The sequence below is a fragment of the Actinotignum stranguriae genome, from assembly GCF_051265215.1.
Taxonomy (GTDB): Bacteria; Actinomycetota; Actinomycetes; order Actinomycetales; family Actinomycetaceae; genus Actinotignum; species Actinotignum schaalii_C.
The window spans coordinates 65,412-85,682 of record NZ_JBOZCJ010000007.1 but is presented as its reverse complement, the minus strand read 5'-3'; the positions used below and the strand labels follow the sequence as shown (position 1 = coordinate 85,682).

Here is a 20,271-nt window from a genome sequence, read left to right as displayed (position 1 = left end):
TGGACCGATCTACACAACGGGGCTAAATGGAACCAAACCTACTAAACCGTAACCAACACATTTTGTCCTATAAGCCGCCACAACAGTCACAATACTTTATTGCGCTCTATTAATATACGGGAACGATGAGATTTCCGAAACTCTGTGACCATCGTCACTATCGGCAGTTTAGCTTCAAATTCCGCGCCAAATTAACACGTACTTTTTATTGAAGAAATGTAAGTTACCAGGTAGAAGTGCATGCGGGCGAATTAATATACCCCGTTTCCCACAATCCATCCGAATGGCACCAGCTGTTAATCATGTGTCTATAGTGACAATTGGTGTCTGTACCACTCCGCAAGCGCGTCATGTTTCACTATGCACGGCGGCGGGCACCACCTACTCACCGGAAAGGCTCCACCGCTCCGGCCAAGCATCTCACGGGCGGGCAGCTCTCACCCTCACCCTTTCCATCACGCGCCCATAATTCCCCACCCGCGCACTCAAGGCGATAAGCTCAAGGCGCTATAAGCACATTCCTCACATATCGGGAAAGACCTCTATGTCCACGAATTCCACGCCGGCACCCGCCGGAACTCCAACACCCGGCACGCCCACGGCACCCGGCACACCCACGTCCAGCTCACCGGCACCCGCCGGCACACCAGCACCGGGTACCCACACCAAGCATCACGCTGCCCACCTGCACCGCGACCTCCACAATCGCCATATCCAGATGATCGCGCTGGGCGGGGCCATCGGCACGGGCCTCTTCTACGGCTCGGCTTCCTCCATCAGCCTGGCCGGCCCGGCGATCCTCTTCGTCTACCTCATTGGCGGTTGCACGATCTACCTTGTTATGCGCGCCCTGGGTGAGATGAGCGTGCACGAGCCGGTCCCCGGCGCCTTCTCCCACTACGCCTACAAATATTGGAGCCCGCGCGCCGGCTTCATCTCGGGTTGGAATTACTGGTTTAACTACATTTTCGTGGCGATGTCGGAGCTGTCCGTCGTCGGCCTGTATATCAACTACTGGTTCCCGGCGGTCCCCACCTGGCTCACCGCGGCCTTCTGCCTGGTGTTCATCACGGCGGTCAACCTACTCGGGGTGCGCGCCTTCGGCGAATTCGAATTCTGGTTCGCGCTGGTCAAAGTGGTGGCGATTATCGGCATGATCGTGCTGGGAATCCTGGTGCTCGTCGTCGGGCTCCAAGAACCCCACCAGGTTCCGCCCGGAACCTCCTTCGCCGAGCTGGTTTTCCCCAATGGCCTGAAGGGGGCGACTTTTGCTTTCGTCGTCGTTATGTTTAGTTTTGGCGGCATTGAGCTTATCGGCATCACCGCCGGGGAGGCGGACGACCCGCGCCGGTCCATCCCGCGCGCCATCAACCTGGTGATTCAGCGCATCCTCATTTTTTACGTGCTCTCGCTCGCCATCATCATGGCGGTCATCCCGTGGCGCTCCATCGACGGGCACGCCAGCCCCTTCGTCCAGATTTTCGATTCGGTAGGGATCACCTTCGCGGCCCATATCCTCAATTTCGTGGTGCTCACCGCGGCGCTCTCCGTCTACAATTCCGGCCTGTATTCCAATGGCCGCATGCTGTATTCCTTGGCGCAACAAGGAAATGCGCCGCGGATTTTCGCCACGCTTTCGCGCGCGGGCACGCCGTACGTGGGAATTTTGACGTCCTCGGCCGTGACGGTGGTGGCGGTCATTGTAGTCTTCGCGTTCCCGAATTTCGCTTTCGGGTACCTGCTTTCCATCGCCCTCATCGCCGGGATTATCAACTGGACGATGGTCATGATCACGCAGCTGAAATTCCGCGCCGCACTCGGCCCGGAACGCGTGGCGGGCCTTAGCTACAAACTCCCCGGTGGCCTCGCCTCGAGCATTTTCGTGCTGGTGGCGCTGGCGGCCTGCGTGGTCCTCATGCTGTTCCAAGACGCCTACCGCGTGGCCGTTTTCGTTGGCCCAGCCTGGCTGCTGCTCCTCACCATCGCCTACCAGGTGAAAGTTTCGCGTGAGAAGCGCCATGCGCGCGCGTAATTATTATTAAAGTACGACGACGACCGGGCCGGGATGTGAGCATCCCGGCCCGGTGCATCTGGCCCACGGGAGATTGGGCCACCCGCGGCTGCTTGGGCCGCGGGCGATCAGGGCTTAGAATTCGCCGTCGATGGGCGAATTGGCCACCACCTTGATATTGACGAATTCGTGAATACCCAGGTCGATGAGTTCGTGGCCGTAGCCGGAGTTCTTCACGCCGCCGAAGGGAATATCCGCCGCGACCGCGGTGGGATGGTTGAGGTAGACCATTCCGGTATCCAGCCGCGCGGCTACCTTCTTGCCGCGTTCCAGATCCTCGGTAAAGACCGAGCCGCCCAGGCCGTAGGGCGAATCATTAGCGAGGGTAATCGCCTCTTCTTCGTCCTTGACCCGGTAAATCTGGGAGACCGGCCCGAAGAATTCCGTATAGCGGCACTTCGCGCCCTCGGGGATTTCCGTGAGGATAGTGGGCTGGAAGAAGTTGCCGTGCTCGGGTAGCTCAATTCCGGCTTCTTCGGCCTTGGCGCCCTCAGCGATAGCTTCCTCGAGCTGCTTGGCCAGATCACGCTTTGCTGCCGCGGAGGAGAGCGGCGCCAGGGTGGTTTCCCGATCCATCGGGTCCCCGGCCTTGAGCTGCTTGACGCCTTCCCGGTACTTCTCCAGGAATTCGTCGTACACGGAATCCACCACGATCATGCGCTTGGATGAGCAGCACACCTGCCCGGCATTCCAATGCCGGCCGGTCACCGCCCAGGCGACCGTCTTATCGATATCGGCATCCTCGAGCACGATAAAAGCATCGGCCCCACCCAGTTCCAGCGTGGACTTCTTAATGTACTTGCCGGCCAGCTGCGCGATAGCCGCCCCGGCTACTTCCGAGCCGGTGAGCGCCACTCCGCGCACCCGCGGATCGGCCAGCACAATTTCCGACTGGTCATGCGAGAGGTAGAGATTCTGGAAGCAGCCTTCGGGCAGGCCCGCTTCGCGGAAGATCTCCACGAAGGCAGCGGCCGATTCCGGAACGATGGATGCGTGCTTGAGAATGAGGGTATTGCCCGCGAAAAGCTGTGGGGCAGCCACGCGGACAATCTGGTAGTATGGGAAGTTCCACGGTTCCACCATGAAGAGCACCCCGAGCGGCTGGAAGAGCAGCTGCACGGAATCCTTCCCGTATTTATCCGAGGGGAGCGTGCGGGTGGCCAGATACTTTTCGCCATTGCGCACGTAGTCTTCAAACATCGCGATGCAGATATCGACTTCCGCTTCCGCTTCCCCGATCACCTTGCCCATTTCCTTGGTGATAATCGAGGCGTATTCGGTGCGGCGTTCGCGCAGCAGGTCGGCAGCCTTCTGAAGCACCTGCGCGCGCTGTTCATACGATGTTTCCCGCCACGCCAGGAAGGCGTTATGGGCAACGTCTACTGCCTTCTTGACTTCCTCATCCGTGGCAGTGGGATATTCCTTGAGTATTTCACCGGTGTACGGACTGACTGTCTTGTACGCCATTGTTCGACCTCCGCGTATCGGTGCGAGCAGACCCGCGGCCCGCCCGCGTAGTGGATATATTCGATGGACTTCCCGGCGTATCCCGCGCGCCTCGCCCCCCTTGCACGAGCAGCGCAGATACAGGGACTTAGGGCCGGGTAGAGAGGCGACGGCGCTTCGCTACCCGCGGGAAGAGAGCATATATACGGTTATGGGCGGAACGCGGAATCTCCCGCATTCCTACCTATCACTCTACCTATTTTTGGACACATGTGAGGGGTTTCATATCTCTGGGTGAACATGGGAAAGCCTTGGGACCCCTGTCCCGGTGCTGCGTCGTCGTTCCACTGCGCACGCGCTACAACGTGCCCGCCATGCCCGCCGCCGGGGCGCGGCCCCTACACTAGGGGTATGAGTAATACTTTCCCCCAGGGGGCAGACGTGCCCTCGGAACGCTCCTCGAATCCGCCCGAGCCCAACGGCACTCCCGCGCCTATCCCCGCGCCTATGCCCGCACCGGCGCCAATGCCAACGCCGGCGCCCGCGGTTCGCACCACTCCGCCGCTGGCGGCTCCGCTCGGCGTGCTGGCCGGGTCCATTATCGGTTTTATTGGTACGGCGCTGCATTTCTGGACTCTGCATATGAGCGCCGGCACCCAGTCGGAAGATTTCGGCGTCAAGCTGTGGGAAACCGATACCAAGTCGGTGGCCATTTTCATCACCATCGGGCTGGCCCTGGGCGCGATTGGCGCTTTCGTGGGGCTGGTGCGCCAGGCGCCCGCCGCCGTGCGGAAAACGTGGTCTTCGGGTGGCATCGTCGGCGCCGTTATCGTGGGGATTTACCTGGTCATTAATATCAAACCCTCGGATGCGGATACCATCATTGCTTACGGGCAGGCCCAGGGCGTGGATGTGGATATTGCTCCCGGTATTGGCTACTACCTGCTCGCGGTGGCCGCGGTGCTCATGTTGGGCTTCGGCATCTGGCAAATCGCCAAAACTCCGGCCACGGTAGCCAGCCCCGCGCAGCCCGGAACCGGTGCCGGCGCCGCCGCGCAGGCACCTTTCGCCGGCCAGAGCCCGCAGTTCCCGCCGCAGGATCCCGTTTTCCCGCCGGCACCGCCCGCTGCGCCAGCAGCGGCGTCGTCGCCCGAAAATACGGACCGCGCAGAAAGCGCAGCGCCCGCGGAAACGCAGCTCGTGCAAGAACCGCGCGAGGGCGAAGAACCGCAACAGCCCCGCGAAGGTGAAGACCCGCAAGCACCGCAGGCCCCGCACAACTAGCGAAGCTGACGGCTACAGGCCCAGCTCGAAGAGGTCGTTGAGCACGGTGAGCACGCCTTCTTCCGCATTGGAGGGCGCCACGTAGCGGGCGGCCGCCACCACATCGGGCTGGGCATTCGCCATGGCGAAGCTGAAGCGGGCGTGCTCGAACATGGGGATGTCATTATTGAAATCCCCGAAGCACAGGGTTTGCGCCGGGCTGATGCCCAGGCTGGCCTGGAGACCGGCCAGGCCGGTGCCTTTCGTGGCGGCGGAGGGATTCACATCCGTCCACAGTTCGCCGCTGCGCACCACATCCACGCCCGGCCCGAGGGTTTCCAGCAGCGGAATCACGCGCCGGAGCGGGTCGGCGAAACTGAGCACCCCAATTTTGTAAATCCCCTCGGTATGGGGCATGAGGTCAGGGACGATCGCATTCGCGTGGTAGTAGGCGAGGGTTTCGTCCAGGAACGCGCTGTCGCGGCGTTCGGCGTAAGCCTTCTCACCGCAGAGCACCGTGCCCACATCCTCCCCGGACGCGCTGAGCTCGCGCACGATCTCCACCACCCGCGCGCTGGTTTCCCGCGGCAGGGTGGTGGTGGCCAGCGGCTCGCCGTCCCGGCGCACATTCGCCCCGTTCTCCGCGATAATCGGCATGCCTTCCACGTGGGCGGAAAACATATCCGCGAGGGTCTGGTACTGCCGCCCGGAGGCCGGGCAGAAAATAATGCCACGCTCGCGCAGGCGCGCCACCAGCTCATCGCCGCGTTCCGGGAAAATCTTCCCCGGCAGGAGGAAGGTGCCATCCATATCAACGACGACGAGTTTCACGCTGGCGGCGGCCTCACGCAGGAGGCTCAGATCGGTGGGGGCGGGCTCGGTAGGTGCGGGAGGCACGAAAAAACCTTTCTGGGTAGTACTGGGGTCAAGCGCCGTGCTTAGTTTTCCGTGGCGGGTACGCGGCGAAAAAGCCCGCGGCACCCGCTCCGGTTGCTTAGTTTTCCGTGGCCGCGGCGTCCGCTCCAGCACCGCTAGCGGCGCCAACACCGGCCAGCGCCACCACATCCGCGCGGCTGGCCGTATAGCCTTGCGCCCCGGAGGCCCCGGTGGCGATAGCGCCAAGCGCCGTGCCCCACCGGGCCGCGGTAGCCAGGGATTCACCCACCGCCAGTGCGGCCGCAAAAGCCCCCACAAAAGCATCGCCCGCGCCGGTGGTATCCACAACATCCACGTGGTGGGCGGGTAGCGCATCGGCCTTGACATCAGCATCGGGCAGGTAGGCGTCAATATACTGGCAGCCGTGGCTTCCCAGCGTCACCACGATGGAACCGCCGTAACGCAGATGGAGCTGCTGGGCGCGGTCGGTCACCTTGGTTCCCAAGATGGTATCCGCCTCGGTTTCATTGACGATGAGCACGTCCACATTCTCCAGTAGGTGACCCACCGGGGCGGCCGGGGCGGCATTGAGCACCGTGGTGGCCCCGCGTTTCTTCGCCTCCGCCAGGGCGGCCGCCACCGCGGGTTCGGGAATTTCCAGCTGGCAGACCACAATATCCCCCGCCTGCACCGCGGCGAGGCGCTCCACCACATTCTCCGGGGTATTCGCGGCGTTCGCACCGGCCACCACCACGATGGCATTTTCGCCATCCGCATCGGATTGGATCATGGCCTGCCCGGTGGGTTCACTCACCCGCAGCACGGCAGTCATATCAAGATTTTCTTCCGCGGCGAGCTCCGTGGCAACGGCATCCCCCACCGCATCGCGCCCGAGGGCGGCCACCATCGTAACGGGAATTCCCATGCGGGCCGCGGCAACCGCCTGGTTGAGGCCCTTCCCGCCCAGCGCGGTGTGGGAGCTGAGCGCGGAAATTGTTTCTCCCGGCTCCACAAAATTCTCCACCTTGAGGAAAGTATCGGAATTCATGCTTCCAACAACGAAAATGCGTGCCATGGATACACCCCGTTCTATTTAGGCTCGTGCGCGGGCGACGGCGCCAATCGCGCGGCTCATCACCCTAATACTACCCGGAGCCGCTCCGGTTCCGGGCGCGCTCACCCAAAGGTGGTACGACGACGCGCGCGGCGCGCAGCGCCGCGCGGGGAACCCACCCCCTGCCCACTAAGCGCAATGCGTGGCGATGTACTCGCGCACCGCTTCCGGACCGGCGGGAACCTGGGTTGCACGCTGCGGGAGGGCGAGCAGCCCGGCCAGGCGTTCCTCCAGGCCATCGGCCACATCCCCGACCGCTTCACGCACGGTATGCGCGAATTTCTCCGGGCGGGCGGTTTCCATGGCGAGCACCGTGACCGCGCCGTCGCTCAGGCGGCGGGCCACCGTGACCGCGTCCGCGGTATGTGGGTCAATGAGAATCCCGCTGGTCCGGTAGGTCCATTCGATAGCAGCCAGGCGGTCCGCATGGTGGGATGAGGAGGCCGCGAAACCGAATGTCTCCCCGAATTCCGGCAGATAATCGCGCATATCTAACGTCCCGGTGGCGCTCAGCTGCGCCCAGGCGGCCGGGAAATCCTCCCCCAGCACCTGCCAGATGAACCGCTCCACATTGGAGGCCTTGGAAATATCCATGGAGGGGCTGGAGGTGGCGAAGGTGTGCTCGCGCGAGCGCGGGGTATAGCGCCCGGTGGTGAAGAATTCTTCCAGCACATTATTTTCGTTGGTGGCCAACAGCAGGCGGCGGATGGGCAGGCCCATGCAGCGGGCCAGGTGACCGGCGTAAATATTGCCAAAGTTACCCGAGGGCACACAGAAATCCACCTGGCTGGCCCCGGCCCCTTCCCCGCCGGCCCCACCGGGAGCGGGAGGGGCGGCCGCGCCAGCGGCGGCGTCGTCGTTCAAAGCCTGCGAAAAAGTGCCATCGGTATAACGCAACCACGCCCAGAAGTAGTAGACGATCTGCGCGGCGATCCGCCCGAAGTTGATGGAATTGACCGCGCCGATGCGGTAGCGGGTTTTGAAATCGATATCCGAGCTGAGGGTTTTGACGATATCTTGGCAGTCGTCGAAAACGCCATCGACGACGAGGTTGTGGATATTGGCGTCCTGGAGGGAATACATTTGGGCGCGCTGCACCGCGGACATGCGCCCGCGCGGGGAGAGCATAACCACCTGCACGCCCGGCTGGCCGCGGAAGGCGTATTCCGCCGAGGAGCCAGTATCCCCCGAGGTGGCGCCCAGGATGGTGAGTTCGCGCCCGGTGGCGGCCAGCACGTAGGGAATGGCCTGGCCCAGGAATTGCATGGCGAGATCCTTGAAGGCCATGGTGGGGCCTTCGGATAGGCCCACCAGCACGAGGGTGTTATCCACGCGGCGCAGCGGCACCCCGCCCGGGAAATTCTGCGGGCTATAGGCGGCCGCGGTGAGGCGCGCGAGGTCCGCGGTGGGAATATCGGTGGCGTACAGGCCAATAATCGCGGCGGCCAGCTCCGGGTAGCTCAGGGTGCGCCAGGCTTCGAGCTGGGCAGCATCCACCTGCGGGATGCTGGCGGGCACCACCAAGCCGCCGTCCGGGGCCAGGCCGTCGAGCAGAATATCGGTAAAAGAAGCCGGTTCCATCCCGGAACGCGTGGAGATGAACTGCATGCTCGCCTTTCGCTGAGGGTGGGCGCGGGGAAGAAGGCCGCTCTCCCATCATAGTGGCTCCCCGCCGCTGGCAATACCGGTAGCCAAGCGCGAACGGCCCGGCGCATACGGGCCGCGGTGCACACGGCCCGCGGCGCGCAGGGGCCACGCGCCTAGGGGCCACGCGCGCAGGGCTCTTCACATTCTCTTCACGAAGCCTCCAGGAAGTCTCCAGTAAGCTGAGAAACGCTAGTGCCTATCAGAAATTTTCCCGAAGACGTGAAAGGTACCCGGTAGTGACCTTAGCTGGACGCGCGTGGCGTTACGTCACGCGAAAACATATCCGTACCCTCCTTCTTTTCATCATCATCACGGCCGTGGTCACCGTGCTGGTTTCGGCCGGGGCGGTGAAAACGGCATCGGCAGCGGCGGGCCGCGACGCGGAACGCACCCTGGGATCCGGTTTCGTGCTGGAGAACTCCCCCTATAATTCCGGCACCCCGCGCGGGGGCGGGACGGTCAAACCCGCGGACGTGGAGCGGATCGCGGCGCTGCCCGGGGTGGATTGCTTCACCGCCCGCCAGGATGTCACCGCGGACCTGGTGGGTGCCAAGGTGGCCCGGCTGGACCGGCAGGAATACGATGCCAAGCGCGAGGCGCAGCTGGGCAATGCGGTGAGCGTGCGCGGGGTGAGTGCCAGCGCGGATGAAACGAATATTCGCAGCGGCACCCTCGAGCTGGTGGCCGGGCGGCATATCACCCGCGAGGATAAAAATAAGGCAATTATTCACGAGGATTTAGCGCGGCTCAACGGGCTGACCGTCGGCTCGAAACTCACCCTGCGCGGTAATCCTTATGATTACGACAATACAAAGAAATCCACGGCGGAAGTGACCGTGGAGATTGTGGGGTTGGTGCGCGGGGATAATCCGCAGCCGGCCGCGCGCCGCCTCGAACTTTTCGCCAACGCGGTTTACACCGACCTTGCCACCACCCGGGCACTGTATGCCTACACCCCGGAGACGGAAATTTACCAGGACACCACCTTCTTCGTGACCGAGGGCGCCGATAGCGAAACGGTGATGAACGAGGCCCGCGGCCTTCCGATCGATTGGCGCAATTACCAGCTCACCCGCACCTCTCAGCTGCTCACCGGTATTACCGGAGCGGTGGCCGGGGTTCAGAGCGTCATGACCGGCGCAATTATTACGACGGCGCTGCTCGCCCTCGCGCTCCTCAGCCTGGTCCTAGTGCTCTGGCTGCGCGAACGCCGCCGCGAAACCGGGGTGCTCCTCGCTATCGGCACCTCGAAACTGAAGATTCTGGGCCAGTACCTGGTGGAGCTGCTCTTTATTAGTATCCCGGCGGCGGCAGCCGGGGTCGCCCTCAGTACCGTGGTCGCTCAGCGGGTCGGGACAAGCGTGCTGGCTTCGGTGAAGAAGTCCGGAATGGAGGAGCTCACCTCGCAGGCCCCGCTGGGTGGCGGGGTGGATGTCACCACGGCCACGCGCACTTTGGATGATCTTACGGTCCAGTTGAGTGCGGGTACGACGACGCTTGCCCTGGCCCTCACCCTTGCCGTGCTTATCGGGGCAACTGTGCTGGCGGCCCTTCCCATGCTGCGCACCTCCCCGCGCAAGCTGCTGGTGAGTGCGGCATGAGCGAGGTACCTCCCGAAAGCGGCCGGGTGGGCAGCCAGGCGGGCGGCCACGTGCCGCAAAGCTCCCAGCTCCCCGCACCCATGAGCGCGGGGAGGCGTGCCGGGCTCGCGCTACGGCGCCGCCCGGTTCGCAACGGCCTACTTTTCGTGGTCATCACCCTGATTTTCACGGCTTTGGTGGCCCAGGCCGGGGTACGCGGGGCCATGGGCCAGCTGCGCACCGCTATTGATGCCCAGGTGGGAGCCGGTTTCGTCGCGAGTGCGCCGGCTGGTGTGGCGGATGGTTCAGCGGATGGCGTGGCGGATGGTTCGGCGGAGAGCATGCCGGAAATATCAGGCGCGGGTGAGCCCGGCGCGGGTCCAACCGAGGTTTCGGGTGATAACCCGGGCAATAATCCGCTGACGCAAGCCGCACCTACCCTGAGTCCGGCGCAGGCCGCCCAGCTCGCGGCACTACCCGGGGTAAAGAGCACCGCTACCGAACTGGATGTGCTGGCCACTCCGGTTGGGGCCCACGCGGTAGCAACCGCGGGTGGGGTGCAACTGGATGCTGGTGTTATAGGCGCGGTGACGGTGACCGCGACTTCGGATCCGACGCGTTTCCCGGCTTTCGCGGCCAAGCTCTACCGGCTCGCATCCGGAAAGATGAGCAGCGGAATGGAACCGGGCGCCCTCATCCACCGTGATTTCGCCGCGGCGAACGGGCTTCGGGTTGGCGATGAGCTGCGACTGCGCGGCCCGGCCGGCGAGGTCACCCGCACGGTCACCGGGATTTTCGACGGGACCACCCCGAATCCTTCCGGGCTACCGGCGAGCGCGGCCGCGAATCGCATCCTCGTGGATAGCGCGGCTGGCCACGAGCTTAGCGGGGATACGGGTGCCACTCGGGTGCGGTGTTTCACCGCGAGCGCGAGCGAGCTACCAGCGAGCCTGGCCGCGGCCCGCGCTGCGCTTCCCGATCTCACTTATGAGCACAATGCCGCGAGTTTCAGCGGGGTGTTGCGCGCGGTGGATAGCGTGGAGGGACTGTTGAGTGCCCTGCTCAGCGGTGCGTGCGCTGCCGGCGTGGTCATTGCCGCCGCGGTTTTGGCCCTGTGGGTGCGCGGGCGCATGCGTGAAATTGGGGTCTTGCTTTCGCTCGGGCAGCGGCGCCGGGCGATTGCCGGCGGTTTCGCGCTTGAGTTGGGCGCGCTGGCGCTGGCTGGCGGCGTCGTCGCTATTCTCGCGGGGCGCCAGCTTACCGCGTTGGTGGGGAGAGCCGTTGTGGACGGTGCGGCACCGGGCGCGCTGGCCGGTTTGCCTCCGGTGGCGGTGGGTGCCGCGGATATTGCGTGGGCGCTGGGTATCGGCACTGGGATTCTTGCCGCGGCGCTGGCTATTGCGCTGTTTCCGATTGTGCGCCGGTCTCCCCGGCAGATTCTTTCGTCACTGAGTTAGGAAAAGATTATGAATGTTATGGAACTTGATCACGTGAGCTATAGCTACCCGGGTAGCGGCGCGAAGGTGCTGACCGATGTGTGCGCGGGTTTTGAGCCGGGCACGGTCACGGCGCTGTTGGGGGCTTCGGGTGCGGGTAAATCGACGCTGTTGAGTTTGCTGGCGGGTTTGGATATGCCCACGAAGGGCGCGGTTCTTTTTGAGGGTGTGGATATTGCGACGACGGGATATGCGCATCACCGCCGCGCCCATATTTCGCTGGTTTTCCAGAATTACAACCTTATTGATTACTTGACTCCGCTGGAGAATGTGCGGTTGGTGGATCGGCGGGCGGATAGTTCCGTGCTGGTGGAGTTGGGTTTGAGTGAGGATGAGATTCACCGTAATGTGCTGCGGCTTTCCGGTGGGCAGCAGCAGCGGGTGGCGATTGCGCGGGCGCTGGCATCCCCGGCGCCGGTGATTCTTGCGGACGAGCCAACGGGCAACCTTGATGAGGACACCGCGCGTGGCGTGGTTCAGATTTTGCACGACGCCGCACATCTGCACGGTAAGTGCGTCATTCTTGTCACGCACTCCGCGGATATTGCGCGGGGCGCGGATCGCGTGCTCACGCTCTCCCACCGGCGCCTCACCGAGCGAGCCACCGTGCGCTAAGCGGACAGTGCACTAGGTGGTAATCGCGCATCCGTTACACATGTACACGACCTACCTAAACATGACAACATTGGTGGGCTGGCGAGAGTGTCTTGCCGGCCCACCACACCCTATTTTCAGCAAGAGTCTCGGGCCGGGATGCTCGATATTAACCGGCAGCAGTATGTTCATACTGGAGCAAATCATCGGGTGAGATATCGTGCGCAGGAACCAGATCATAATGAGCTTCCCGCAGTACTCGGATTTCGTCATTTTGCACAGTCAACTCAAAAATAGCGAGACGCTTACCAGAAACAAATTTCACCGATACCGCACGGCATACAAGATGCGGCCATTTTTCGGAGCATAGGGCAATGTCTTGCTCAGTTTGAGTAATACCGATGTCATCCTGATGCCCTTTTGCCTGCACTGGAATAACGTATTGGCGGCCATGACTATCAACACCGACGTACACCTCGTCAGTCTCTACTTGGCCGATACCAGTCACCGATGTACGTAAATGGTTTTGGAGAGAATAGGCTGCGACACCTAGAAAAATATCGATAAGGCGGTTGTAGCGTACGAGCGCTAAGAGTGCTTGCTCATCCCCAAGCGCTGCACTGGAAACAATTTCGGGGGTAGCATCCGGAAGCTTTATAACCGCCAGCGCGGGGTTAGGTGTGATTCTGATTCGGTTAACTAAGCGGAACGCGTATTTCCCCTGCCCTCGACCTCTGATTACCCACTCCTTTCCATCAGGAGCCTCCTGCGCTACTTCTGCGGGCATAGGAGCCCCGAATCTTACGTAGTAGATGACATCACCAAGGTTCTTTGGAACTGCGACACCTAAATCTTGCGCAGCCTCGATCAGTTCGTGGCGTTCCCACAAGACTTCTGTGTCACCAATCTCGTAATGTTGATGAAACACCCAGCTGATGAGCTGTGCGTATCTATTCTGGTTTGCCATCCCTTTCTCCTAACCTGCAGCTCTGGTACGTTGCGGGATAACACGTTCTTTAAGACCGAAATATGCTTGGGCTTCGGTCGCGGTGAAAGAGAGTAACGCTTCATCACCGAGTGGAGTGAATTCACCGCGGGTAGGGGTCACGTTATCCGCTTTGAGAATTTCTGCGGCCACTGCACAGCCGAGCATGACCGGAACGGAGTTTCCGATTTCTTGGAAACCATTCCACTTCGTCACATGGAATCTGAACCAGTCTGGGTAGCCGTGCAGACGTGCTGCTTCCCGTACTGTGATAACCCGCGGATAGAAAGGATGAATGGGACGGGGCGCCGTGTACGCCCCGCGGTCTGAGGCGGTACCCGCGCGCAAGGTATTGCAGATCCCTTCCGGGTGAAGCCGAAGGAATCGACTGATACCTTCAGTTGTTCCAGGACGAGTTGCCTCGAATCGATCAATTGATTTCTGGGTATGAACCGTTCGCGCAGATGCAGTGAGCCGGTTACCCACGGCCGGACGGAGCCGGGCGTAATTCCTCAAATCTTGTGTTACACCGCGCAGGGTGGCCGCGTAAGGACTTGGCTCTGAGTATTCAACGCTCGCCACCGAATCACCGCGCAGCAACTCCTCAAAAATATCTGCATCAGGTAGATCTGCAAGAGCGTCGCTGACGCTAGGCCCCAACGGAAACAGGCTTTCTTCCGGAAGTGAACCATCGGTGCGACGTGGTGTATAACGTGGGCTCGGATAACTGGGGCACGGGCAGTCTTGTCGATAACCCAGTAAAAAGAGCCTTTTACGGGATTGGGGAGTACCAAAATCTGCTGCCTGTAACACCGCTACTGGCTCCACAATGCGATAGTCCCCGTGAGACGTAAATATGGCAATGACTTCATCAAGAAGCTGCCGGTGCGAACCGATGGTTAACCCCGCTACGTTTTCCATGACGAAGTAGCGCGGGCGCAACTCCAGAACCAAACGAACGAATTCCTTGAGGAGAGAATTACGTTCGTCATCCAAAGCACGTTTGCCAATTAGCGAGATCCCCTGACAGGGGGGACCTCCCGCCACAAGGTGAATCTCTTGGTCTTGAATATCTGATGCGGAGCGGATCATGGCACCACTGACGTTACGCACATCCGCGCAGATTGTTGTGCCGTAGGGGAAATTAAATTCGTGAACCGCAGCGTGGATGGGATCGTACTCAACGGACGCGGCAACGTCGTACCCGGCTTGCTCAAGGCCCAGGGAAAGCCCGCCTGCACCCGAAAAAAGATCCACGGCAATGGGACGACGAATACTCTGTGACATGCTCGCATGTCTATCAGCGGCCTACGACAGAATTTTGAAGCAGAAGAAGGGTCCTATGACCTTATTTCCTGTGGTAGCCTAGCGATCCAAGACCCCGGAACGACCCCTAGCCTCGGCTAAATCGCCGGGGTTTCGTCTACCCTTTCCGCATGAGACCTATAGGCCTGAGCCGCATGTGAAATGGAATGTGGTGTGGGTATTTATCAGCCAGAATGGTGGAGCTAAGGGGATTCGAACCCCTGACCTTCTCATTGCGAACGAGACGCGCTACCAACTGCGCCATAGCCCCAAAGACCTGATTAGTTTAGCACCCTAGCGGCCCGGAATGAAATTTCGGGGAGTGGTTCCCATTACACCACTCCCCGATCTTCTATTTTCAGTTAGTACCCGCGGCGCGGCGGCACAACAAGTCAGCCAGGCTCACCCGGCCAGCCACACCTATGCGCGGCGCTTGCGCAGCAGCTCGTCCAGCGCCGCCCCACCCGCGAGGCCATCATGCGCAGCTGCAGCTGGCTGAGCTGGAGGCACTGCGGCTTCGGCCTTCGCTGCCGGCGCGGTGCTTTGCGGCGCAGCTTGGCCCGCCGGCGCTGCGGCTGCGGCTGCGGTTGCGGCCGCATCGTGCGCGACAGCGTCCACGAAAGTCACCCGCTCGCCGATCTCCTTCGGGCGATAGGGCACCGGAGCAACGGGCGCTTCTGGGGCCTGGTAGGGCGCTACTGTGCGCTGCTGGATCTGCGGCTTGAGCGTGTAGCTGGGCAGCTGCCGGCGCGGAACCGCCCCGGCCACGAAACGCTTGGGAAGCTTCTCCGCTTGTTCACGCTGCGAACCGGCGATGGGAGCGAAATCTTCCGCGGCAATAATCCCTTGCCCAAGGGTCACCGAAATGCCGGAACGGCGCTTAGGTGCCTGCGCCCCCGCGTTCCGGCTCCGTGCTTTTCCCGGGTTCACCCCGGCTTCGTGTTCCTCAGCCTTTGCGGCCCGCGCATCGCCAGTTTCACCAGTCGCACCTGCGCCAGCCGTGCTAGCTTCGCCTTCATCTACCGCAGCTGCGGCACCGGTGGCCGCCGAAGCAGCCGTCGGCGTGGTGGCCGCGCTACCGCGCCCCGCACTCCGGCTCAGGTCAGCGCTCTGCCCCAGATCAGCGCTCCGGCTTGCGTCAGCCGTCAACGCCCCGAGGTCATCACTTCCCAGCGCCGCGCTGGCCGCGCTCAAGGCCGAATGCGCCGAGGCAGCCGAAACTGCCGAACGCCCCGGGCGCGGGCGCGCCGGACGGCGCGAGTGGCGCTGCGCCCCGCGGGTCTTTCGGATGCCGAGTTCTTCGGTGATTTCGGCAATATCCTCGCGGTCGCGAGCAGTCGCCTTCCCCATTTCACTGAGCAAGTACCCAAAGCCCGCACCGTAAAGCACCCCTACGCCCACGGCAACGTAGAAAATCCAGCGTGGCATCGTCGTCGTAAATGCAAGAGCACCGAGCACCACAATAAGTAGGGCTAGAGCGCCCGCAACCACGAAACCGCGCTGCCGATTCGCGGCGCGCTGGGAAATACGTGCCTTACGGCGCGCGCGTTCCCGCGCCAGGGTGCGCACATTACGCCCCGCGCTGGGTGGAAGAATATCGCGTTCGTCGTTCTCTGCCATGATGACCTCCGGCTTCCGGAAAAAAATAGCCCCGGTTGGCCCACCAGTTTCCACGCCTACCGTTCCGTTTGGCAGCGCGAGGGTGCGTAGCTGGGGTGAATAGCGCTCGTCAATACGCACATCCGCGAGGATGACGCGCTGCCGATACACCCCAGGGATGACATAGACCATGAGCAGCACAACCACTGCCATCAACGCGTATCCCTGGAACCCCACACAGCCACTTTAACCAATCGTGGGGCGCGCGGGCAGGGACGCGCCGTTACTTTCGTAGAGAGAATAACAACGGTGTTATTCATGGGGCAGGTGGGACTACTGAGCTGGGCTATCCGTTGAGGATCATGCACTCCAGTTCATCACCGATGCCCACACTTTCTCGATCCGCGGGAACCACCGCGAGCCCATTCGATTTTGCAAAATTCGCCAGCGAAAGGAGCTCCACATCCCCCACGGGATCAAATTCGTAGCCGGCGCGCGGATCACCATAGACCTGCACTCGCACGTAATCCTGCACTCCTGGCCTGGACAGCAGCCCGCGCGCGGCCCGCGCCCGAATGGAGCGCGGGGTCACGTGCTTGTAGCCAGCCATTTTCCGCAGCGAGGGACGCACAAAAACTTCAAAGCACACGAGCGCGGCCACCGGGTTGCCCGGCAGGCAGAACATGAGCGCCGAATTTGCGCCGTCGGCTCCGATGGTGCCCACCCCGACGTGCCGGCCCGGATTCATAGCGACGGCGTCGAACCGCATCGACCCGAGCGGGGACAGGACCTCTTTGAGGGTATCTCCACCCCCGTAACTCAAACCGCCGGTGGTGAGGATAACGTCGGCGCGCAACAGCTGGTCCTCCAAAGACTCCCGCAAAATGTGGCGGTCATCCGAAACCGCCGGCACGCGATACGCAACCGCCCCGGCATTGCGCACCGCGGTCGCGAGCGCGTGCGAATTCGCGTCGTAAATCTTCCCGTTACCCAAGGCTTTTCCTGGCGCCACCAGTTCATCGCCCACGGACATCACGACGACGCGCGGCGCCGGCCGCACCCGCACCCGGTCCCGCCCGGCCGCCGCCAGCAGCGCAATATGGCGCGCCCCGATACGGGTGCCTTCCTCCAGAATCGTGGTGCCGGCCCGCAGGTCCTCACCCTGCGCACGCACATTTTCCCCGGGGGCCACACGCGCCGTAATGTCCACCTGCGCTTCCCCGTGATCCGTATCAATAAGGGGAACGACGGCGTCCGCGCCGGTAGGCATCCGCGCCCCGGAAGCAATGCGGGCCGCCGCACCAGGAGTGTGGGCGATGCGATCGGTGGTGACGGCGAAAATATCGTCCGTCACCGGGAAGTGCGCCGGGCGGGCGGGCTCCGCACCGAAAGTTTCGTCCGCGCGCACCGCGTACCCGTCCAGCGCCGCCAGGTCGGTGTGAGGAACGTCAACAGTGGCGACGACGTTTTCAGCAAGAATGCACCCCATCGCGTCGGCAAGCTCCACATCGAGAGCCTCCAAGGGCTGGGCGACCTTTAAGAATTCATCGAGTTGCTCGGCTACTGTTTTCACGCATTCCTCCTCGGTACACAGCACAGCGTACCGGGTTGAGGGCCTGCCAGCGCTAACGCCGCGCGCACGGGGCTGAGCAGGGCGGCACCCGGGACTGAGCGGGTGGCGGCGCTCGGCCGTACGGAGAGCGCATAAGGGCCTTGCGAGTGGCGCGTAAGGGCCTTACTCCTAGCGGGCGTCCAGCTGCTCGTGTCACACTGGTGCCATGACCTACCACACCCTATCTCTTCCTGATGTCTCCGCGATGGCGCTGCCGGAAGCCAAACAAGCCTTGCGCGCAACGGTGCGCGCGGCTCGGGCCAAGCGCACCCCCGCAGCCCGTGAGGAAGCCGAGGCCCGCTGGGTCACCACCGTGCTGGATTTCCTGGGCACCGCCACCACGGTTGCCGGTTATATTTCCGTCAATAACGAACCCGGTACTCGCGCGCTCTGCGATGCGATTGTGGCCAGCGGCCGCACCCTCCTTGTTCCCAAGCTCGGCCCCGGGCTCACCCGCCAATGGGCGCGCTATACCGGTGCCGATAATCTCACCGACCAGGCCCCCGGCCGGCCGCCCGCACCCCGGGGTGAAGCCCTCGATTCCACCGTATTACGCGAGGTCGACGCCGCTTTTATCCCCGCGCTACTCGTCAATCACGACGGCGTGCGCCTAGGTCAGGGCGGGGGCTGGTACGATCGCGTCCTCAAGCAGCTCGATAGCGCCACCCCGGTCGGCGCTTTGATATGGCCGGAGGAATACGTGCACACGCCCCTCCCCCACGATGAGATGGATGTGCCGGTGCGCTACGTCCTGCTCCCTGAAACCGCGGTGGACCTGGGCGGGCATACCCCGATGCACTAGGCGTTGCGGGATACTTCCCCGAGGGTACTTGTCACGCGCTAGAATAATGCGCCGTACGGCTTGTGCCGGCCGCACCTCGGCTCGGCCACCGGCCCGGAAAGGAAGAACGTGCCTACCTACAGTTACCGTTGCGATAATTGCGGTCACCATTTTGATGCGCACCAGTCGATGACAGCCGCAGCTCTGGTTACCTGCCCGGAGTGCGGAAAAGATTCCTTGCACAAGGTGATGGCAGGGATCAGCGCAATTGTTTTCAAAGGCTCGGGTTTCTACCACAATGACTCGCGTTCTTCGGGTGGGAGCTCCACGCAAAAGTAAGTACGACGGCGTAACCCGGTTTATCCCCAGCTCCGCGAAACGCTGCCGGTATCCACAGAAGGGCCTGGTTCTGATCCGCAGCTGAGCACTTCTCACTAGCCTCGAGCTATGACCGGACTCCTCACACGATTGTGGCGGGTGCGCCACCTGCTGCTGGCCGCGGTTGCCCTCGTGGCTTTTTTCTCCATTCTTCAGGCCATCGAACAGCGCCACCCGGCTACCGGGCACGTGCTGGTAGCGCGCCGTTCCCTACCGGCCGGGCACGTGCTGAGCGGGCGCGATGTAGAGGCGCGCACCATTGCCCGGGAACTCATTCCGGATCACGCCCTCACCGCGGCCTCTGAAGCTGACGGGCAGCGCCTGGCAGCTAGTATTCCGGCTGGATACCCCCTGGCTCGTGGGCTGCTGCTTTCCCAAGAATTTTTACGCGATCCACCTGCCGGGCACGTGGTGGTCGCGGTCCGGGTCGCATCCGATGGAACCGGAAACTTTATTGAGCCGGGTAATTTCATTGCGCTATATGGGCCCGCCCCGGAGCACAGCACAGAAGCTGGTGCAGTTCGGGTGGTAGACCGGGCTGCGGTGGTGGGGATCGGGGAAGAAGAAAAGAACGGTGGCATGCTCTCCGAAGGCGCCACATATCGAGTGCTGTACCTGGTTGTTCGCGAAAAAGACGCTAATCTTATCGTGGGCTATGCTGCCGCGGATTCTTTGCGGGCAGTGCTGGTAGCCCCTCCGTAGTTTCTGCCAGCGGGGTAGTCCCGATGGCTTTCCGCGCGAAAGGATGCAAGGTGCTCGCGGGTTTTAAGAAATTTGTTATGCAGGGCAATGTTATGGACCTCGCCGTCGGTGTTATCGTCGGTGCGGCTTTCTCCGCCGTGGTGAAATCCCTGACGGACCACATTCTCATGCCGCTTATCGCCGCGATTTTCGGGCAGCCGAATTTCGACGGTAATTTTGTGTGGCACCTGGGTGGAGGCGAAATTCAATTCGGTAGCTTCCTCACCGCGGTGGTCAACTTCTTCATCGTGGCTTTCGCACTGTACTTCTTCCTGGTGCTCCCCATGAATAAGCTGCGCGAACGCCACGCTAAGCCGGCCGCTGAGGCCCCGGAAGATCCCCAGCTCATCCTCCTCAAGGAGATCCGTGATGAGCTGCGGGCCAAGCGCGACTAATCGCGTGAGCCTGCGCGAATCTGCGCGAGTCTGAGCAGGTGCGAAGCTTCACTGTTTTTCCGGAGTTCGCTGCCGCTTAGAGCTTGCCGAAATGGGGCGGGCGTTCGTCAAGAATGCTCTGCTCGTGAGCTGTGCGCGCCACGATATCCCGCGTGCGAACCTCACGGGCGGATGCAACCGCGTCCCGGGGTGCCACGATGCTGGCCCCCGGGGCGCTACCTTCTTTTAACGCGGATTTCTTGGTGGGCGTATCCGGGTGCGGTAGATCCGCTCCCCCGTCACCGCGCGCGAGGCGCTGGAGAGCTTCGGCGGCATCCTTGAGTTCGCCGCTTTCTATCCGCCGGGCATCCACTTCAGACAGACGCACCACCGCCCGGTGGGTACGCCG

The 20,271-nt window shown here is 62.4% G+C and carries 18 protein-coding genes and 1 tRNA gene; 9 read left to right on the top strand and 10 right to left on the bottom strand.

Annotation, left to right across the window (positions count from 1 at the left end; translation table 11 throughout):
- Positions 1-544 precede the first annotated feature (544 nt).
- The gene (locus ACRQEG_RS04140) at positions 545-2,032 is read left to right on the top strand and encodes an amino acid permease (protein WP_284903717.1); all 1,488 of its coding nucleotides are present in this window, start codon (positions 545-547) and stop codon (positions 2,030-2,032) included.
- A 114-nt stretch (positions 2,033-2,146) separates the two neighbouring features.
- On the opposite strand, the gene ACRQEG_RS04135 is transcribed toward ACRQEG_RS04140, so the two are convergent.
- Positions 2,147-3,538, bottom strand: a complete 1,392-nt coding sequence (locus tag ACRQEG_RS04135; protein ID WP_435711054.1) for an NAD-dependent succinate-semialdehyde dehydrogenase — start codon at positions 3,536-3,538, stop codon at positions 2,147-2,149.
- A 390-nt stretch (positions 3,539-3,928) separates the two neighbouring features.
- On the opposite strand from ACRQEG_RS04135, the gene ACRQEG_RS04130 reads away from it, so the two are divergent.
- Complete coding sequence (locus ACRQEG_RS04130) at positions 3,929-4,801, top strand: hypothetical protein (protein WP_435711055.1); 873 nt, start codon at positions 3,929-3,931, stop codon at positions 4,799-4,801.
- A 12-nt stretch (positions 4,802-4,813) separates the two neighbouring features.
- Here ACRQEG_RS04130 and ACRQEG_RS04125 read toward each other — a convergent pair whose 3' ends face one another.
- From ACRQEG_RS04125 to ACRQEG_RS04115, 3 genes are all read right to left on the bottom strand, one after another.
- Complete coding sequence (locus ACRQEG_RS04125; RefSeq protein ID WP_284903710.1) at positions 4,814-5,677, bottom strand: Cof-type HAD-IIB family hydrolase; 864 nt, start codon at positions 5,675-5,677, stop codon at positions 4,814-4,816.
- A 97-nt stretch (positions 5,678-5,774) separates the two neighbouring features.
- Complete coding sequence (locus ACRQEG_RS04120; protein ID WP_284903709.1) at positions 5,775-6,731, bottom strand: ribokinase; 957 nt, start codon at positions 6,729-6,731, stop codon at positions 5,775-5,777.
- A 168-nt stretch (positions 6,732-6,899) separates the two neighbouring features.
- Positions 6,900-8,378: a threonine synthase gene (locus ACRQEG_RS04115; RefSeq protein ID WP_284903707.1), complete on the bottom strand. Its 1,479-nt coding sequence runs from the start codon at positions 8,376-8,378 to the stop codon at positions 6,900-6,902.
- Positions 8,379-8,653: 275 nt separating this feature from the next.
- Between ACRQEG_RS04115 and ACRQEG_RS04110 the strand changes: the two genes are divergently transcribed.
- The 3 genes from ACRQEG_RS04110 to ACRQEG_RS04100 are packed head-to-tail and all read left to right on the top strand — an operon-like array spanning position 8,654 to position 12,108.
- A complete protein-coding gene (locus ACRQEG_RS04110; RefSeq protein WP_435733789.1) occupies positions 8,654-10,018 on the top strand; it encodes an ABC transporter permease in 1,365 nt (454 codons plus the stop codon).
- Positions 10,015-11,454: an FtsX-like permease family protein gene (locus tag ACRQEG_RS04105; protein WP_279058069.1), complete on the top strand. Its 1,440-nt coding sequence runs from the start codon at positions 10,015-10,017 to the stop codon at positions 11,452-11,454. The genes ACRQEG_RS04110 and ACRQEG_RS04105 overlap by 4 nt, the downstream gene beginning before the upstream one ends.
- A gap of 9 nt (positions 11,455-11,463) precedes the next feature.
- On the top strand, positions 11,464-12,108 hold the full coding sequence (locus ACRQEG_RS04100; protein ID WP_274734382.1) for an ABC transporter ATP-binding protein: 645 nt from the start codon (positions 11,464-11,466) through the stop codon (positions 12,106-12,108).
- A 148-nt stretch (positions 12,109-12,256) separates the two neighbouring features.
- Here ACRQEG_RS04100 and ACRQEG_RS04095 read toward each other — a convergent pair whose 3' ends face one another.
- The 5 genes from ACRQEG_RS04095 to ACRQEG_RS04075 all read right to left on the bottom strand — a co-directional run bounded on the left by ACRQEG_RS04095 (position 12,257) and on the right by ACRQEG_RS04075 (position 17,549).
- Positions 12,257-13,054: an endonuclease gene (locus tag ACRQEG_RS04095; RefSeq protein ID WP_274736466.1), complete on the bottom strand. Its 798-nt coding sequence runs from the start codon at positions 13,052-13,054 to the stop codon at positions 12,257-12,259.
- 9 nt (positions 13,055-13,063) lie between these two features.
- Entirely contained in the window at positions 13,064-14,329 is a 1,266-nt protein-coding gene (locus ACRQEG_RS04090; protein WP_284906514.1) for a DNA cytosine methyltransferase, read from the bottom strand.
- Between the two features lie 243 nt (positions 14,330-14,572).
- Positions 14,573-14,648, bottom strand: a tRNA-Ala gene (locus tag ACRQEG_RS04085).
- A 149-nt stretch (positions 14,649-14,797) separates the two neighbouring features.
- Positions 14,798-16,213: a hypothetical protein gene (locus tag ACRQEG_RS04080; RefSeq protein WP_274733413.1), complete on the bottom strand. Its 1,416-nt coding sequence runs from the start codon at positions 16,211-16,213 to the stop codon at positions 14,798-14,800.
- 109 nt (positions 16,214-16,322) lie between these two features.
- Entirely contained in the window at positions 16,323-17,549 is a 1,227-nt protein-coding gene (locus tag ACRQEG_RS04075; protein WP_274733412.1) for a molybdopterin molybdotransferase MoeA, read from the bottom strand.
- Between the two features lie 205 nt (positions 17,550-17,754).
- Here ACRQEG_RS04075 and ACRQEG_RS04070 point away from each other — a divergent pair, with 205 nt between their 5' ends.
- The 4 genes from ACRQEG_RS04070 (at position 17,755) to mscL (ending at position 19,883) form a co-directional block, all read left to right on the top strand.
- Positions 17,755-18,390 carry a 5-formyltetrahydrofolate cyclo-ligase gene (locus ACRQEG_RS04070; protein ID WP_274733411.1) on the top strand — a complete coding sequence of 212 codons (636 nt, stop codon included), beginning with the start codon at positions 17,755-17,757 and terminating at the stop codon, positions 18,388-18,390.
- Positions 18,391-18,498: 108 nt separating this feature from the next.
- Positions 18,499-18,708 carry an FmdB family zinc ribbon protein gene (locus ACRQEG_RS04065; protein ID WP_126135290.1) on the top strand — a complete coding sequence of 70 codons (210 nt, stop codon included), beginning with the start codon at positions 18,499-18,501 and terminating at the stop codon, positions 18,706-18,708.
- 108 nt (positions 18,709-18,816) lie between these two features.
- The gene (locus ACRQEG_RS04060; protein ID WP_274733409.1) at positions 18,817-19,449 is read left to right on the top strand and encodes an SAF domain-containing protein; all 633 of its coding nucleotides are present in this window, start codon (positions 18,817-18,819) and stop codon (positions 19,447-19,449) included.
- A gap of 50 nt (positions 19,450-19,499) precedes the next feature.
- Positions 19,500-19,883, top strand: coding sequence for a large conductance mechanosensitive channel protein MscL (gene mscL / locus ACRQEG_RS04055; RefSeq protein ID WP_016443270.1), 384 nt, complete (start codon positions 19,500-19,502; stop codon positions 19,881-19,883).
- 76 nt (positions 19,884-19,959) lie between these two features.
- Here the strand turns inward: mscL and ACRQEG_RS04050 are convergent, their stop codons facing one another.
- On the bottom strand, positions 19,960-20,253 hold the full coding sequence (locus ACRQEG_RS04050; RefSeq protein ID WP_435733788.1) for a hypothetical protein: 294 nt from the start codon (positions 20,251-20,253) through the stop codon (positions 19,960-19,962).
- Positions 20,254-20,271: the final 18 nt, after the last annotated feature.